Genomic DNA, 14,951 nt, shown 5'->3' with positions numbered 1-14,951 from the left:
TCCAGGTCGGGGATGTACTGCATTGGAAGAACTCACAGGGCGAAGGTGCGGTACATCAGACCAGCGGCATCCGGTCAAGTAAGGTGGCCAGGCGTTATACGTCTCAGAGATCTACGGCGCCAACTGGCTCCATTCAATCCCGAACCGGCCCAAGTACTTGCGCAAACGGTCCGCATCATTCGGTTGCGCCTTGGCCAGGCGCGAGATGCCAAACAAGCGGCGACCGGCATCTGACAGGCTGTCTGCTTGCCGGCAGACCTCAAGCACTGCCCGCAACTGTAAGCGGTCAAACAGATCCATGCTCTCTTCATTCCCTGGCAAATCTTCTGAGTTGCTTCCCACTTGGGTCAGGCCCCAGGCATAACGCAATCGCTCAATCTCTTCCTGCACCTGCGCCTCATCAATTCTCCCGCTATCCGCCAATGTCGCCATGCGCGTGATCGACGCAGACAGTTCGCGGAAATTGCCCAGCCACGCCGCTTCGCTAGAGCTGGCGAAGGCCAGATAGCGGCGGCGTGCTTCAAGGTTGAAGCGCACCAATTGCCCATGCTCACGGGCATGGCGCTGCAACTCGAAATCAATATTCGGCTCGATATCCTCGCGGCGGCCGGCGAGGCCGGGAAGGTCGAACGTCCAGAGGTTGATGCGTGCGTACAAGTCTTCGCGAAACAGGCCTTCAGCGACCCGGCTGCGCAGGTCGCGATGGGTGCCGGCGATGATCAGGAAGTCGCTCTCCACCTCCTTGTCAGAACCCAGTGGAAAGAAGCGTTTCTCTTCAATCGCTTTGAGTAGCATCGCCTGCTCGTCGGCGCCCAGTTCGCCGATTTCATCGAGAAACAGCATGCCGCCATCGGCCGCACGCAGCAGGCCGTCGCGGGCATTCTGTGCACCGGTGAAGGCGCCTTTGCTGTGGCCGAACAAGGTCGACATCGCGCCGTCGCCACGCAGGGTGGCGCAGTTGACTTCAACAAAGCGGCCCTGCATCTGATGGCGGTTGCGTTTGAGTTCGTAGATGCGCCGGGCCAGGAATGATTTGCCGGCGCCGGTCGGGCCGATCAGCAACATGGGGGCTTTTGAACGTTCCGCAACGCGTTCGATCTGCTCGATTGAGCGGTTGAATGCGGCGTTGCGTGTGGCGATCCCGGACTTCAGAAATGCCAGGCCTTCGAGGCGTTTATTGGCAAAGCGTGAGGCGATGCGATCGTATCGCGACAGGTCGAGGTCGATCAGGGCGTGGGTGCCACAGGCGTGCTCGTCTTCGCTCTTGCGCCTGGCGGGGGAGGTCTGGATGAGGCGAGCGGGCAAGTAGCGCGCCTCGGTCAACAGGAACCAGCAGATTTGCGCGACGTGGGTGCCGGTGGTGATGTGGACGAGGTAGTCCTCGTGTTCGGTGTCGAACGCGTAGGCAGTGGTGAAATCGTGCAGCGCGCCGTAGACCTCTTCAAAATCCCACGGATTGCGCAATGCCATCGAGTGCAGGCGCACTTCGGTTTCCGGTGAAACCTGCTGAATGTCGGCGCGCACCCGCTCGGCGAGACTGACGTCGCGGGCGTCGATGCCGTGAATCAGCTCAAGTCGATTGATCAGCACATCCGCCTGCTGGCAGAGGCCCACGCTCGGTCGCCAATGGCTCCAGCGATTGGCGCCTTTACCGACGCGATCAAGGGTGGCTCCGATAAAACCGATGGCGACGGTACGTCTATTTTGCATGCTTATCTCAAAAGATAAAAAACGATATCTAATGATAATTTTTTTACGCCAGGTTTGTCGTCAATTCAAACGATCAAAAAGTCGATAGATAATAAATGTCATTTAAAACAGAGAGTTATGAAGTTTTTTCGAGGGAATTGAAAACCTGGCACGGCCGCTGCTATGTCTATCGCAACGAACAGCAAAACCCAGCGAGACGCCAAGATGGCCAACTCAGATTTATTTAATACGCAGTCGAATAAAGACATGAAAGATCACACTTACCAATTGCTCGAAGTCGCCAACGGCAAACCGATCAAACTCTGGACCGAAGGCGTTCCGGTAGAAAACGAGGCCCGCGAGCAGTTGATGAACACCGCGAAAATGCCGTTCATCTTCAAACATCTGGCGGTCATGCCGGATGTGCACTTGGGCAAGGGCTCGACCATCGGCAGCGTGATCCCGACAGTCGGCGCGATCATTCCGGCAGCGGTCGGCGTCGACATCGGCTGCGGCATGATCGCCGCGCGCACGTCACTGACGGCTGCCGATCTGCCGGACAACCTGCACGGGCTGCGCAGCGCTATCGAGCAAGCAGTGCCGCATGGCCGCAGTTCAAACCGTTCGCGGCGCGACAAGGGCGCCTGGGATGAGATCCCGCAGCAAGCCGATCAGGCCTGGGCGGGGCTGCAGCCACGGTTCAAATTGATCACTGACAAGTACCCGAAACTGGCCAACACCAACAACCGCGGGCACCTCGGTACGCTCGGCAGCGGCAACCACTTCATCGAAGTGTGCCTGGATGAAGCCAACCGGGTCTGGTTCATGTTGCACAGCGGCTCGCGTGGCGTCGGCAATGCGATCGGCAACCTGTTCATCCAGATGGCTCAGGCGGATATGCGTCAGCACATCGCCAACCTGCCGGATCGTGATCTGGCCTACTTCGAAGAGGGCAGTCAGCACTTTGATGATTATGTGGAAGCGGTGGGTTGGGCGCAGGACTTCGCCAAACAGAACCGCGAGCTGATGATGCGCGCGGTGATTCAGGCGACGCGACAGATTATTCGCAAGCCGTTTGAAGTGGCGCTGGAAGCGGTCAACTGCCACCACAACTATGTGCAGAAAGAGCGGCATTTCGGCGAAGAGGTATTGGTCACGCGCAAAGGTGCGGTGTCGGCGAAGAAGGGCGAGTTGGGGATTATTCCAGGCTCGATGGGCGCCAAGAGTTTCATCGTTCGCGGCCTGGGTAACGAAGAATCCTTCAGTTCCTGCAGCCACGGCGCCGGCCGCACCATGAGTCGGACCAAGGCCAAGAATATGTTCACTGTCGAGGATCAGATTCGCGCCACGGCCCATGTGGAGTGCCGCAAGGACGAGGCGGTGATCGACGAGATTCCGATGGCCTACAAGGACATCGACAAAGTCATGCACGCCCAGCGTGAGCTGGTGGAAGTGCTGCACACCTTGCGTCAGGTGGTGTGCGTCAAAGGATGAAGGAAAGCAAATCATGGAATTCGAAGAGCGTCACCCGCTGTGCAATACGATGCGCGCGCGGGTTCTGCAAGAGCTGGCGCGGATAGAGCGCGAGCGCAATGTCAGGGTGTTGTATGCCTGTGAGTCCGGCAGTCGAGCCTGGGGTTTTGCCTCGACCGACAGCGATTACGACGTACGGTTTGTGTACGTGGAGAAGCCCGAGTGGTTCGTTCAGGTCGATGCGCCGCGTGATGTGATCGAACGTCCGCTGGACGATGAACTTGATGTCAGTGGTTGGGAGCTGCGCAAGACCCTCGGATTGTTGCGCAAATCCAATCCGACCTTGCTGGAGTGGCTCGACTCGCCGCTGGTTTATCGCAGTGAAATCGCGCAGGTGGCACAGCTGCGCGAACTCGCCGAAGCGTTCTACAGCCCACCAGCAGCGCGCAATCACTATCTGTCGATGGCAAAGAAGAACTTTCGCGGTTACCTGCAAGGTGAAACCGTGCGTTTCAAAAAGTACTTCTACGTGCTGCGACCATTATTGGCCGTGCGCTGGATCGATCAGGGACGAGGTCGGCCACCGATGACGTTTGCCGACCTGCTGACCACCGTCGACGACCGCGCGTTGCTCGATGAAGTCGACGAATTGCTCGCCCTTAAACGCAATGCCGATGAGAGCGCCTACGGGCCGCGTCGACCGGCGTTGCACGGGTTTATCGCGGCCGAACTCGAGCGCGAAGTGCCCACATTACTCAGAACTCAGGAAGACTCGCGACGGCTGGATCAGTACCTCCGGGATACCGTCGGGCTGTACGCGTAAGGAATGCCATGAAACAGGAAGTGATAGAACTGGACGGTGCCATCGGTGGCGGCCAGGTGTTGCGTAGTGCCTTGAGCCTGTCGATGGTGACGGGCAGGGCGTTTCGCATTAAACAGATTCGTGCCAGGCGCAGCCGTCCGGGATTGCTCAGGCAACATTTGACGGCGGTCATGGCGGCGGCTGAGGTCTGCGGCGCGACGGTTTCCGGTGCGCACTTGGGCTCGCAAGCGTTGAGCTTTGAGCCCGGCGCGATTCGCTCTGGCGAATACCAGTTCGCCATCGGTACCGCCGGCAGTTGCACGCTGGTATTGCAGACCTTGTTGCCGGCACTGTTGCGGGCACCAGAGGCGAGTCGGGTGCGAATCTCGGGTGGCACGCATAACCCGCTGGCGCCGCCGACCGATTTTCTCACGCGCAGTTGGCTGCCGCTGTTGCGGCGCATGGGCGCCAACGTCGAGCTGGACTTGTTGCGACATGGATTTGTCCCGGCAGGCGGTGGTGAGATTGAAGTGAACGTGCAACCGTCGAACCTGACGCGGCTGGACCTGTGTGAACGCGGCAAGGCGGTTTCGCAGCACGCATCGGCGCTCACTGCCGGGCTGGCACCGACGGTGGCCGAACGTGAGTTGAGCCAAGTGGCCAAGCGTTTGAGTCTGCCGTCTGCGGCGCTGCAACATGTCACCCTCGATCCGGCGCGGGGCCCGGGCAATGTGTTGTTGCTGGAGTATGCATTCGAGCACGTCACCGAGGTGTTCAGCGCATTTGGCCAAGTGTCGCTACGGGCAGAAAAGGTCGCCGATGCCGCGATCAATCAGGCCGCCGACTGGTTGCGCAGTGGTGCTGCGGTGGCCGAGCACCTTGCCGATCAATTGCTGTTGCCAATGGCGCTGGCCGGTGGCGGCTCGTTTACCACGCCACGCATGACCGAGCATCTGCACAGCAATATCGCGGTGATCGAGGTGTTTTTGCCGGTTCGCATCGATTGTCGGGAAGAGGGCGCTGATCGATTGCGCGTTGAGGTCATCGCCAACTGATCGTCAGGCCAAGGGCGGTGGGATTTCATCAGAAAATCCCATCGCCCTTTTTTACGTCCGCAAAAAACTCGCGAAAGGCGGCAAATTGCTGGCCCCCGGGCGTTCGCTTCCCCGGCAAAATCGCCTTTTTTCAAAAGGTTAGGTGGGCTCTATGCGGACGATTGTTATCACCGTTGCAACGCTTTCCCTGGCTGTCTTCGCCACAGGCGTGCAGGCGAAAGAGTTAAGCAAAAGCCATCGCTTTGCCTGCACCTGGGGTTCGGATATCGCTGCCGGTGCTCAGCAATCGAAGCTGTCAGGCGTCTCGCTGTATGGCGCGCGCAAACAATTGCAGGTGCGACGATTCCAGCAACCGTGGATGCGTATGACCGCGATGGGAATTACCGAGCAAACCTACAACAGCACGTCGAAGCTCAAACCAGCGGCGGTCAAACAGACCTATTACGAACAATGCGTACGCCACGAACTGGCCCAGCGATAACGCAGAAAGCCCAATCTTTTCAGGTTGGGCTTTTTCATGCCTGACGAAATGTCAGGGTTACTTTTCGCTCTCGCAATTGACCATCCACGACACTCCAAAACGATCGACCAGCATGCCGAAACGCGCCGCCCAGAACGTCGCTTCCAGCGGCATATCGATGCGGCCGTCCTTGGCCAGCGCGTTGAACACGCGCTCGGCCTCGGCAATGCTGTCGACGTTCAGCGAAATCGAGCAGCCACTCATGCCCTGGGTCGGGCGATCGGGTGTGGTGTCCGAGGCCATGATCATCTGATCACTCACTTTCAGGCAGGTGTGGATGATCAGGTTGTGGTGTTCTTTCGGCACGTGTTCGGCGGCGGGTGTTTCGCCGAATGTCATCATCGCTTCGAGCTTTCCTTGCAAGGCTTGCTCGTAAAAGGTGAAGGCCGCGCGGCAATCTCCGTTGAAGATCAGGTAGGGATTGATTCTCATGTCTCTGCTCCCGGCAGTCAGGCGCGGAGCGGGCGGGTGTCGCCGGGTTCCGCGTAGGGCGGTTAAACCATAGCAGAGCGTTGGACGCCGGAAAGGGATGAGTCTTCCAGATTTTTTTGTTCTGAAAAGCACGTCGACGATAACGCGCTCGTCGTTTGAAATTCAGTCGTAGCGCTGGAGTACCATGACGCACAATCATCACCTGCAGAGTCCAAAGCCCCATGCCTGATCTATCGCGTTTCACGTCCTTGTTCGATCAGGCGCAGCGAGCCTTGCGCCTGGTCTGGGGGACATCGCGTGGCTTGTTTCTGGGGCTGGTGCTGGCAACATTGGTTGCCGGTTTGCTGCCGGCACTGGCGGCATGGTTGGGGCAGCGGATTGTCGATGCGGTGGTGGCAGCGATGCAGTTGCACGCGCAGCACGGCAGTGCGCCGCTGTGGCCCGTGTTGCGTTACGTGTTGTTGGAGGCCGGTGTATTGGCGCTGTTGTCCGGCACGCAACGGGCACTGTCGGTGCAGCAATCGCTGTTGCGGGTGCAACTGGGGCAGAAGGTCAATACGCTGATTTTGCAGAAAGCGCAGACCCTGTCACTGGTGCAGTTCGAAAACTCCGAGTTCTACGACAAACTGGTGCGTGTCCGTCGCGAGGCTTCGACCCGGCCACTGGCGCTGGTCATGAAGTCGTTGGGTTTGATTCAAAACCTGATCATGCTGATCAGCTTCGGGGTGCTGCTGGTGCATTTTTCCCCTTGGGCGCTGGCATTGCTGGTGGTCGGTGCGTTACCGGTATTCTTTGCCGAAGCGCATTTTTCCGGTGACGCCTTTCGTTTGTTTACTCGCCGCGCGCCGGAGAGTCGGCAGCAGAATTACATCGAAACCCTGCTGTCCCACGAAACTTATATTAAAGAGGTCAAGCTGTTCGGCTTCGCGCCGCTGTTACTGCAACGCTACCGCGACACGTTCGCCAGGCTGTATGCCGAAGACCGCCGCCTGACGTTGCGACGCGATGGCTGGGGATTTGGCCTTGGCCTGCTCGGTACTGCGGCATTTTATGTGGCCTATGCCTGGGTGGTGATCGATGCCGTACATGGCCAGATCAGCCTCGGTCAGATGACCATGTATCTGGTGCTGTTCAAGCAAGGCCAAAGCGCGGTGAGCAGCAGTCTGAGTGCGATCAGTGGCTTGTACGAAGATGGCCTCTACCTGACCAGTCTGTATGAATACCTGGCCGAACCGGTTCAGGTCGATAGCGGCCACCTGACGGTCGGCGTCTGCCCGGGCGATGGTTTGCGTTTCGAGAACGTCGGTTTCCGTTATCCGGGTGCCAGTCGGCCAGCGCTGGAAAACATTGACCTGCAACTGGTGCCAGGCCAGAGCATGGCGCTGGTCGGCGAGAACGGTTCAGGCAAGACCACGCTGATCAAGTTGCTGACCCGACTCTACCGCCCCGATCAAGGGCGCATCCTGCTCGACGGCAGCGATTTGCAGGATTGGCAGGAGACCGCGTTACGTCGACGCATTGGGGTGATTTTTCAGGACTACATCCGCTACCAGTTCAGCGTCGGAGAAAACATTGGCGTCGGCGATACCCTGGCGTTCAACGACGCGCAACGCTGGCAGGAGGCCGCGGCCCAAGGCATGGCGGCTCCCTTCATCGAAGGGCTAGACAAGGGTTATGCCACGCAGTTGGGACGCTGGTTTGCCGGTGGCCAGGAGTTGTCTGGCGGGCAGTGGCAGAAGATTGCCTTGTCCCGTGCGTATATGCGCCGTGATGCCGATATTCTGATCCTCGATGAGCCAACGTCCGCCCTTGATCCTGTGGCCGAGGCGGCGGTGTTCGAGCATTTCAGCCAGCACAGCGAAGGTCGCATGACGTTGCTGATTTCCCATCGGTTTTCCAGCGTGCGCAATGCCGACCACATCATCGTGTTGCAACAAGGGCAAATTCTGGAGCAGGGCAGCCACGATCAACTGATCGCCGCCGCCGGGCATTACGCGCAACTGTTCGATTTGCAGGCTCGCGGCTACCGTTAAGTGTCCCGCCCGTTGCGCACGGTGGCAGGTCCGGCCACCCGGGGGGCCGGTTTGCTCTGCATCAGGCTGTCGAGCGCCTTGCGGTAATTCTGCCCGCCGAGCGCCATGCTGTTGTTGTGCGTAGCGCCCGGCACCAACAGCAGGCGCTTGGGTTGTTGCGCGGCGTTGAACAGTTGCTCGCTGAAGCGCGGCGGCACGAAAGCGTCAGCTAAACCGTGGACCACCAGCAGCGGCATGTGGATATCAGCGATCTTGTCGATCGAGTCGAATTTCTGCGACAGCAGCCAGCGCACCGGCAGCGAAGTGTTGGCCACCGACGCGGCAACATCCGCCAGCGTGGTGAATGTGGACTCGATCACCAGTCCGCGCACCGGTAATGCAGACTGATCGCGAGCGGCGGCCTGGCCGAGTTCCGCGGCCAGATCGATGGCCACGGCGCCACCGAGGGAGTGCCCGTAGATCAGGCGTTTGGCCGGGTCCGGTTGCAGCAGTTTGAAGCGCTCCCACGCCACCCGCGCATCTTCGTAAACGCTGCTTTCGGACGGCAGATCACCATGGCTCTTGCCGAATCCTCGGTAGTCGATGGCCAGCACTGAATAGCCCGCAGCGCGCAGTTGCTCGATGCGGAACAACTGCCCGGTGAGGTTCCAGCGCACACCATGCAAATAGAGAATGGCCGGCGCATTGGCTTTTTCCGCCGGCCACCACCAGGCATGAATGTTCTGCCCGGCCTTGAAGCTCTTCGGTTGCAGGTCGAGTTCCTGCACGCTGCCGGGCAAGCCGTGATACCAACCGGCAGTGCCCGGTTCGATGCGAAACAGCAGTTTGCGTTCGGTGTGTTCGAGCACGGCACAACTGGTCGGCACGCCGATAATCAGCGCGGCCATGCAGGCAAACGCCAAACGGCGGCGGCGCAGACGCGTCATGAAGGACAGGAACATTAAACGTTTCACCCAGGCGCAGACAAAGAAGGCTTTTTACCAGATGCCTCGGTCTGCGCGTGAGTTTTTCGACCACCGCCCCGGCGCAACAATTACCAAATGCTGCAAAGACTCACACGACTTGCAGAACGATCTTGCCGATATGGTCGCCAGCCTCCATGTGCGCGTGAGCCTGAGCGGCGTCGGCGAGCGGGTAGACCTTGTCGATCATCGGCAGGCAGCGCCCGGCAGCCAGCGCCGGCCATACATGCTCACGCAGTTGATCGGCAATCGCGGCTTTTTCGGCGGCAGTGCGGGCGCGCAACAGGGAGCCGGTGATCACCGCGCGTTTGGCCATCATTGCCAGCAAGTCAAAGTCATTGGCTCGCGCGCCGCCGAGGAAACCGAGCATGACCAGTCGGCCATCCATCGCCAGGGCGCTGACGTTATCGTTGAGGTACGAGCCGCCCATGATGTCGAGGATCACATTGACGCCTTGGCCTGCGGTTTTCTCGGCGATGACTGCCGCGAAATCCTCATCGCGATAATTGATCGCTTCGCCACCGAGATCGCGAATCGCTGCGCATTTGTCCGGGCTGCCGGCAGTGGCGAAAGCTTCTATGCCGAACTCGCGGCACAGCATCAGTGCGGTCGTGCCGATGCCGCTGGTGCCACCGTGAATCAGAGCGCGCTGACCACGACTGGCGCCGCCGAGGCCGAACAGGTTGGCCCACACGGTAAAGAATGTTTCCGGGATTGCGGCGGCGTGCACCCAGTCCAGACCGTGTGGAATCGGCAGAGTCTGGCCGGCGGGGACGGCGCAGTATTCGGCATAACCACCGCCGTTGGTCAGCGCGCAGACTTTGTCGCCCACGGCGAACTGGCTGACACTGGCTCCGAGGGCCACGATTTCGCCGGCGACCTCCAGCCCGGGAATCGGGTTCATGCCGGGTTTCATCGGGTATTTACCGGCACGCTGCAAGGCGTCCGGCCGGTTGATCCCGGCGGCGTGTACGCGGATCAGCACCTCGCCTTCTGCGACGGTTGGAAGCGCCACGCGTTTGGGTTGCAAGACCTCGGGGCCACCGGGTTCGCTGATTTCGATGCGGGTCATTTCGTTGGGCAGGGACATATCGATTCCTGTTGGCATAAGTTCTGTAGATGGGAGCGTGCTGTGCAAGCAATGATTCCCTTCAATTTGCACAGCAGCGCGACTCAGTAGGGGCGGGCAGCCATTTCATGGCTTGCTCCAGCAGCAGCGCCACGACGATCGCGCCAGCGGCAATGACGAACAACAGCGCGTGATGACCGCCGCTGGCATTGAACAGCGCTGAATAGGCAAATCCGGCCAGCGCCTGAAAGGTGGCGAATGACACCGTGGCACGGCTCCAGGCGATCTGCTGGCGATGGTGTTCCGGCACCAGTTCATGCACCCGAGCCAGCGCCAGCGGCACAATGCCGGGCGGAAATGAACCGAGAATCACCGCCAGCAACGCCAGCGCCAGAAACGAGTGAGTCATTGCCAGCAACCCAAGGACAATCGCCTGCACTACCAGCACCAGGCGAATGCCGAGCCGCGCACCGAGCTGATCGGCCAAAAAGCCATAACTCACCGGGCCGACAATCGCACCCAAGCCGTACATCACCCACACCAATGCGCCGATATGCGCCCCGGCACCGAGTCCACGTGCCACGTAATCCACCAGAAACACCATGGCCGGCACCAGGCCGGCGGCCATGAAGGCGTATTGGGCGAACAGCAAATACACACCGCGAGGTGTCGGTTCTGCGGACACCGTTTCTTGCGCAACGACCGGGTGCAGGAAATCAGACGGCCAGCCAAACCAGCTCAGCGCCGTCAGCACCAAGGCCAAAGCCCCCAGGCCCAGCCATGTCGCTTGCAAGCCGAGGCTCAACAGCGGCGGCACCAGCGTCCCGGAACCGGCAATGCCAAGACCGATGCCGAGAAAGATCGCGCCACTGGCCAGCCCTTTACGCGCCGGCGGAACATGCGGCAGAACCGTCGCGGCTACCAGCACCATGATCGCACCACCGGCAATCCCCGACAGCAGCCGCCAGCCGAAGAACCAGCTCACCGACAACGGAAACGCGCAGGCAAAAAATGCCGCCGTGACCACCAGCATCATCAATCGCAAGGCATTTTTATTGCCGAGCTGGCGCGCTGTCGGCCGGCCGAGAAGCGCGCCGATCAGATAGCCCACCAGATTGGCCGCACCGAGGTAGACCACATCGTTGGCGCTGAACCACTGCGCCTCAATCAGCGAAGGGATCAACGGGGTATAAGCGAAACGCGCCAGCCCGATGCTGACCAGGCTGGCGCAGAGCCCGGCGAAAATCGGCAGCCAGATACCGGTGGAAGTTGAAGTGCGCATGATAGCGATCTCGCGGAAGGTTTATGGCGTTCAGCATATCGGCTATTGTTGCTGCGTTAATGCAGCGATTTAGCGTCGCTGCGATGCGAATTTGCATCAACTGGAGGCAGCATGAATTGGGATGACGCACGGGTATTTCTGGCCGTTTGCCGCGAGTCGACGCTACGTGGCGCTGCACGGGTTTTGGGGGTGGATCAGGCCACTGTCGGACGACGGATCACAGCACTGGAAAAGTCCCTGAGCGCGACGTTGTTCCTGCGCACCTCCGACGGCTACGCGTTGACCGCTGTCGGTGAGGCGGCGCTCAGGAGCGTGCAGAAAATGGAGCATTCGGCACTGGAGCTGGAGCGGCAGATTCAGGGCCTGGATGATCGCCTGACCGGCACGGTGCGCGTCAGTACCACGGATTCGCTGGCGATCGACTTTCTGATCCCGGCCATCGCCCGTTTGCACGAGCAGCACCCGGACGTACGAGTGCAACTGGATGCGTCCACGCAGATCCTCAGCCTGGCCAAGCGCGAGGCGGATATCGCGGTGCGCAACACCCGGCCGGACAATCCTGATCTAATCGCTCGGCGAATCGCCCGATGGCCGGTGGGCTTGTTCGCCTCTCAGGCCTATATAGACGCCAATGGCGTGCCGCAACCAGACACCGCGTTTGAGGGGCATGATCTGGTGGTCTATCAACCGTATCTGCAAAGCAAAAAGGACCTGACCCTGGTGTCGGAGCCGCTAAGTCGCGGCCGCATCGTCGCCAGCCTCAGTTCCAGCCTGCTCGTCCGCCGGTCAATTGCCGCAGGGTTGGGTGTAGGAGAAATCCCGGTGTACATGGGCGAGCGCGATGGCCTGATCAGGCTCTGGCCGGAGCGCACTCGACCATTGCCGTACGAAGTGTGGTTGGTGACCCACGCGGACTTGCGGCATACCGCGCGGGTGCGGGCGGTGATTGAGCAGATTGTCGACGTGTTCGCGTCGGAGAATGACTAGGCAGATGTTCTTTTGGCAGGGCTACAAGCTCTGACGAAACGGCCTACATCAGAGGCAGAATCTCCCAGCTTGTGAGGAGGTTGGATGGGGCCTATTGTTTCGTCATGTCGGTGAGGGGCGCAGGGCTCGCACTGATGTTGATACCAGGGACGGTATCGGTAAACCCAGGAAGGTGTCGAATTGAGAACCACGGAATTCAGTCAAAACCCAATCAGTGACCTTGCGAGCAAAGGTCGGAATACTCAAGCCATGAACGCTATCAGTCGTGAAGAATTCAATGCCAGGATCGAGACCATTGAGAGCAGGATGGACGCTCGGGTCGAAGGTGTGTCGGCGAGAATCGATGCTTATCTTTTGACTCAGGCGGAGAGGGACAAACGATACGATCTGATGTGGGACGGCGTACAACAAATCGCCGAAGACTCAAAAGAAGCCATCAAACACGCCTCGACAGTGAAGGCGCATTACTGGGCGACGACCGCCGTCCATTTTCTCGGAATGATCACCGTCGTCGTAGGGGCGCACTTTGCCAATCAAGCAGCGGTATTAACCACCTTGCAGACGACACTCGCGGCTATCCAGATCGGCAAGGATATAAGTGCACCAAGACCTGCTTCGCAACAAGTACCCGAATCACCACAATAGAAAACGGCCTTCAAAGAAGGCCGTTTTTCGTGAGCATTGAAACACCGCATCATGGCATTTCTGGCAGCTCCTGCGGCCGCAAGTCGAACACCAGCACCTCGGCATCGACACCATTGCTCAAGGTCAGCAACTGTTCTTCGCGAACCCGTACGCCGTCACCTTCCTGCAAGGGCTGGCCATTGAGTTCAACACTGCCGCGCGCCACATGCACGTAGGCATAACGGTTGGCTGGCAGCTCCAGCGTGGCAGTTTCTTTACCGTCGAACAGCCCGGCAAAGACCCGTGCGTCCTGACGCACTTTCAGCGAACCGCCGTTGCCGTCCGGCGAGATGATCAATTGCAGGCGACCGCGTTTTTTCTGTGCGCTGAAATGCTCCTGTTGATAGCGCGGTTTGGCACCGCTGACTTCCGGCACGATCCAGATCTGCAGGAAATGCACCGGTTTGGTCGCCGAATGGTTGAACTCGCTGTGCGCTACGCCGCTGCCAGCACTCATCAGTTGCACATCGCCTGGGCGGATCACCGAACCGGTGCCCAAGGTGTCTTTGTGTTCCAGTGCGCCTTCCAGCACGTATGAAAAGATCTCCATGTCGCGATGCGGGTGCTGGCCGAAGCCTTTGCCGGCAGCGACTCGGTCATCGTTGATCACCAGCAGGTCAGAGAAACCTTGCTCACGCGGGTCACGGTAGCTGGCAAAGGAAAAGGTGTGAAAGGACTTCAACCAGCCATGATTGGCGAGGCCACGATCGGAGGCTTTGCGAAGGGTCAGCATGATGAAATCTCCTTGCGGGACGTGAATTCGTCCGAGTGAGGAGAAGGTTACTGTTTACTGTATTGCGTAATAAGTAGATGAAAATTGAAAGACTGTCCCTGTCAGGTTGACAGTTTTGCGATAGCCTTCACACAAAACTTTTGCGCTCAAACGGCTACAGTTGGCCATAATGTCTGGTCCGTATCATGTCTCTCTGATTGAAGTGATGTCTTCCCATGAAAACCGTGGCAATGGTGCTGTTTCCCGACTTTCTTCTGCTCGACATGGCCGGGCCATTGGAGGTTTTTTCGGTTGCCAATCGCTACCTGAAACCCGATGCGCATTATCAATTGATCACCCTTGGCACCGAAGAGGGCCCGCTGCGGGCGTCAAATGGTGTGATGGTGCAGGCCGACCGGACTATCGAAGACAACAGTGAACATTATGATCTGCTGTTGGTGCCGGGCGGCCCAGGTGCCTACAACCAACAGTTTCCGTCGTTGTTCGCCTGGCTCAAGGGTGCTGTTCAGCGCGTCGACTATTACGGTTCGATCTGCACTGGCGCTTTTGTCCTGGGGCACGCCGGTTTGCTTGACGGTTACCGTGTAACCACGCACTGGAACTACACCGAACGCCTGATCAAGGGGTTCCCGAACGCCCATGTCACGACCGATCAGATCTATGTCGAGGATCGCGACCTGATCACCTCGGGAGGCGTTACCGCGGGTATCGATATGGCGCTTGCCGTGATCGCCCGCGATCACGGCAAGAAGCTCGCGCAGGATGTGGCCAAAGTCCTGCTGGTGGTGATGAAACGCCAGGGCGGGCAGGCGCAGTTCAGCCCGTTGATGGCTGCCGTGGCACCGCAGGAAACGCCGATTACCCGCGCGCAGAGTTACGTGCTGGAACACCTCGACGAAGCCTTCACGGTCGAGCGCATGGCGGCGATTGCCAATATGAGCGCGCGGCACTTCGCGCGGGTGTTCACTCGCGACATCAACATGACGCCGATGGAGTTTCTGCAAAGTGCGCGCATCGACTGCGCACGAAACTTGCTGGAAACCAGCGATCTACCCCTTAAAACCGTGGCTTACAAAAGTGGTTTCGGCAGTGTGCGGCACATGCGTTCGCTGTTCGCTGAAAAGCTCGGCCTGACGCCCGCGCAATACCGCGAACAGTTCAGCTAGAGCGCTGTTGTCCGTCTGGCGCACCCGTATGTCCGAATTGAGTCTCGTGTAGCGGTTGTCGCGT

At 59.3% G+C, this 14,951-nt stretch carries 14 protein-coding genes; 8 read left to right on the top strand and 6 right to left on the bottom strand.

Annotation, left to right across the window (positions count from 1 at the left end):
• Positions 1 to 111 precede the first annotated feature (111 nt).
• Complete coding sequence (rtcR, locus tag H8F23_RS13645) at positions 112 to 1,710, bottom strand: RNA repair transcriptional activator RtcR (protein ID WP_194934723.1); 1,599 nt, start codon at positions 1,708 to 1,710, stop codon at positions 112 to 114.
• Between the two features lie 246 nt (positions 1,711 to 1,956).
• On the opposite strand from rtcR, the gene H8F23_RS13640 reads away from it, so the two are divergent.
• The 4 genes from H8F23_RS13640 (at position 1,957) to H8F23_RS13625 (ending at position 5,500) form a co-directional block, all read left to right on the top strand.
• Positions 1,957 to 3,183: an RtcB family protein gene (locus tag H8F23_RS13640; RefSeq protein WP_194934722.1), complete on the top strand. Its 1,227-nt coding sequence runs from the start codon at positions 1,957 to 1,959 to the stop codon at positions 3,181 to 3,183.
• A gap of 13 nt (positions 3,184 to 3,196) precedes the next feature.
• Positions 3,197 to 3,985, top strand: coding sequence for a nucleotidyltransferase domain-containing protein (locus H8F23_RS13635; protein WP_194934721.1), 789 nt, complete (start codon positions 3,197 to 3,199; stop codon positions 3,983 to 3,985).
• 8 nt (positions 3,986 to 3,993) lie between these two features.
• On the top strand, positions 3,994 to 5,019 hold the full coding sequence (rtcA, locus tag H8F23_RS13630; protein ID WP_194934720.1) for an RNA 3'-terminal phosphate cyclase: 1,026 nt from the start codon (positions 3,994 to 3,996) through the stop codon (positions 5,017 to 5,019).
• 151 nt (positions 5,020 to 5,170) lie between these two features.
• Positions 5,171 to 5,500 (top strand): hypothetical protein, encoded by a 330-nt coding sequence (locus tag H8F23_RS13625; protein ID WP_093439361.1) that lies wholly within the window; start codon positions 5,171 to 5,173, stop codon positions 5,498 to 5,500.
• A gap of 57 nt (positions 5,501 to 5,557) precedes the next feature.
• Here H8F23_RS13625 and H8F23_RS13620 read toward each other — a convergent pair whose 3' ends face one another.
• Positions 5,558 to 5,971, bottom strand: coding sequence for a VOC family protein (locus tag H8F23_RS13620; RefSeq protein WP_194934719.1), 414 nt, complete (start codon positions 5,969 to 5,971; stop codon positions 5,558 to 5,560).
• 221 nt (positions 5,972 to 6,192) lie between these two features.
• On the opposite strand from H8F23_RS13620, the gene H8F23_RS13615 reads away from it, so the two are divergent.
• Positions 6,193 to 8,004 carry an ABC transporter ATP-binding protein gene (locus H8F23_RS13615; RefSeq protein ID WP_194934718.1) on the top strand — a complete coding sequence of 604 codons (1,812 nt, stop codon included), beginning with the start codon at positions 6,193 to 6,195 and terminating at the stop codon, positions 8,002 to 8,004.
• Here the strand turns inward: H8F23_RS13615 and H8F23_RS13610 are convergent.
• From H8F23_RS13610 to H8F23_RS13600, 3 genes are all read right to left on the bottom strand, one after another.
• Positions 8,001 to 8,945 carry an alpha/beta hydrolase gene (locus H8F23_RS13610; protein ID WP_194934717.1) on the bottom strand — a complete coding sequence of 315 codons (945 nt, stop codon included), beginning with the start codon at positions 8,943 to 8,945 and terminating at the stop codon, positions 8,001 to 8,003. The genes H8F23_RS13615 and H8F23_RS13610 overlap by 4 nt on opposite strands.
• Positions 8,946 to 9,057: 112 nt before the next feature.
• Positions 9,058 to 10,056 carry an NAD(P)H-quinone oxidoreductase gene (locus tag H8F23_RS13605; protein ID WP_194934716.1) on the bottom strand — a complete coding sequence of 333 codons (999 nt, stop codon included), beginning with the start codon at positions 10,054 to 10,056 and terminating at the stop codon, positions 9,058 to 9,060.
• Between the two features lie 61 nt (positions 10,057 to 10,117).
• Positions 10,118 to 11,317 (bottom strand): YbfB/YjiJ family MFS transporter, encoded by a 1,200-nt coding sequence (locus tag H8F23_RS13600; protein WP_194934715.1) that lies wholly within the window; start codon positions 11,315 to 11,317, stop codon positions 10,118 to 10,120.
• A gap of 111 nt (positions 11,318 to 11,428) precedes the next feature.
• Here H8F23_RS13600 and H8F23_RS13595 point away from each other — a divergent pair, with 111 nt between their 5' ends.
• Positions 11,429 to 12,304 carry a LysR family transcriptional regulator gene (locus H8F23_RS13595; RefSeq protein ID WP_194934714.1) on the top strand — a complete coding sequence of 292 codons (876 nt, stop codon included), beginning with the start codon at positions 11,429 to 11,431 and terminating at the stop codon, positions 12,302 to 12,304.
• Positions 12,305 to 12,553: 249 nt separating this feature from the next.
• On the top strand, positions 12,554 to 12,949 hold the full coding sequence (locus tag H8F23_RS13590; protein WP_194934713.1) for a hypothetical protein: 396 nt from the start codon (positions 12,554 to 12,556) through the stop codon (positions 12,947 to 12,949).
• 49 nt (positions 12,950 to 12,998) lie between these two features.
• Here H8F23_RS13590 and H8F23_RS13585 read toward each other — a convergent pair whose 3' ends face one another.
• Positions 12,999 to 13,721, bottom strand: a complete 723-nt coding sequence (locus tag H8F23_RS13585; RefSeq protein WP_093439338.1) for a pirin family protein — start codon at positions 13,719 to 13,721, stop codon at positions 12,999 to 13,001.
• Between the two features lie 215 nt (positions 13,722 to 13,936).
• Here H8F23_RS13585 and H8F23_RS13580 point away from each other — a divergent pair, with 215 nt between their 5' ends.
• Positions 13,937 to 14,887 (top strand): GlxA family transcriptional regulator, encoded by a 951-nt coding sequence (locus H8F23_RS13580; protein ID WP_194934712.1) that lies wholly within the window; start codon positions 13,937 to 13,939, stop codon positions 14,885 to 14,887.
• Positions 14,888 to 14,951: the final 64 nt, after the last annotated feature.

It is taken from the genome of Pseudomonas neuropathica (assembly GCF_015461835.1).
GTDB lineage: Bacteria > Pseudomonadota > Gammaproteobacteria > Pseudomonadales > Pseudomonadaceae > Aquipseudomonas > Aquipseudomonas neuropathica.
The sequence above is the reverse complement of the archived record's forward strand: the minus strand, read 5'-3'. Positions and strand labels throughout refer to the sequence as shown.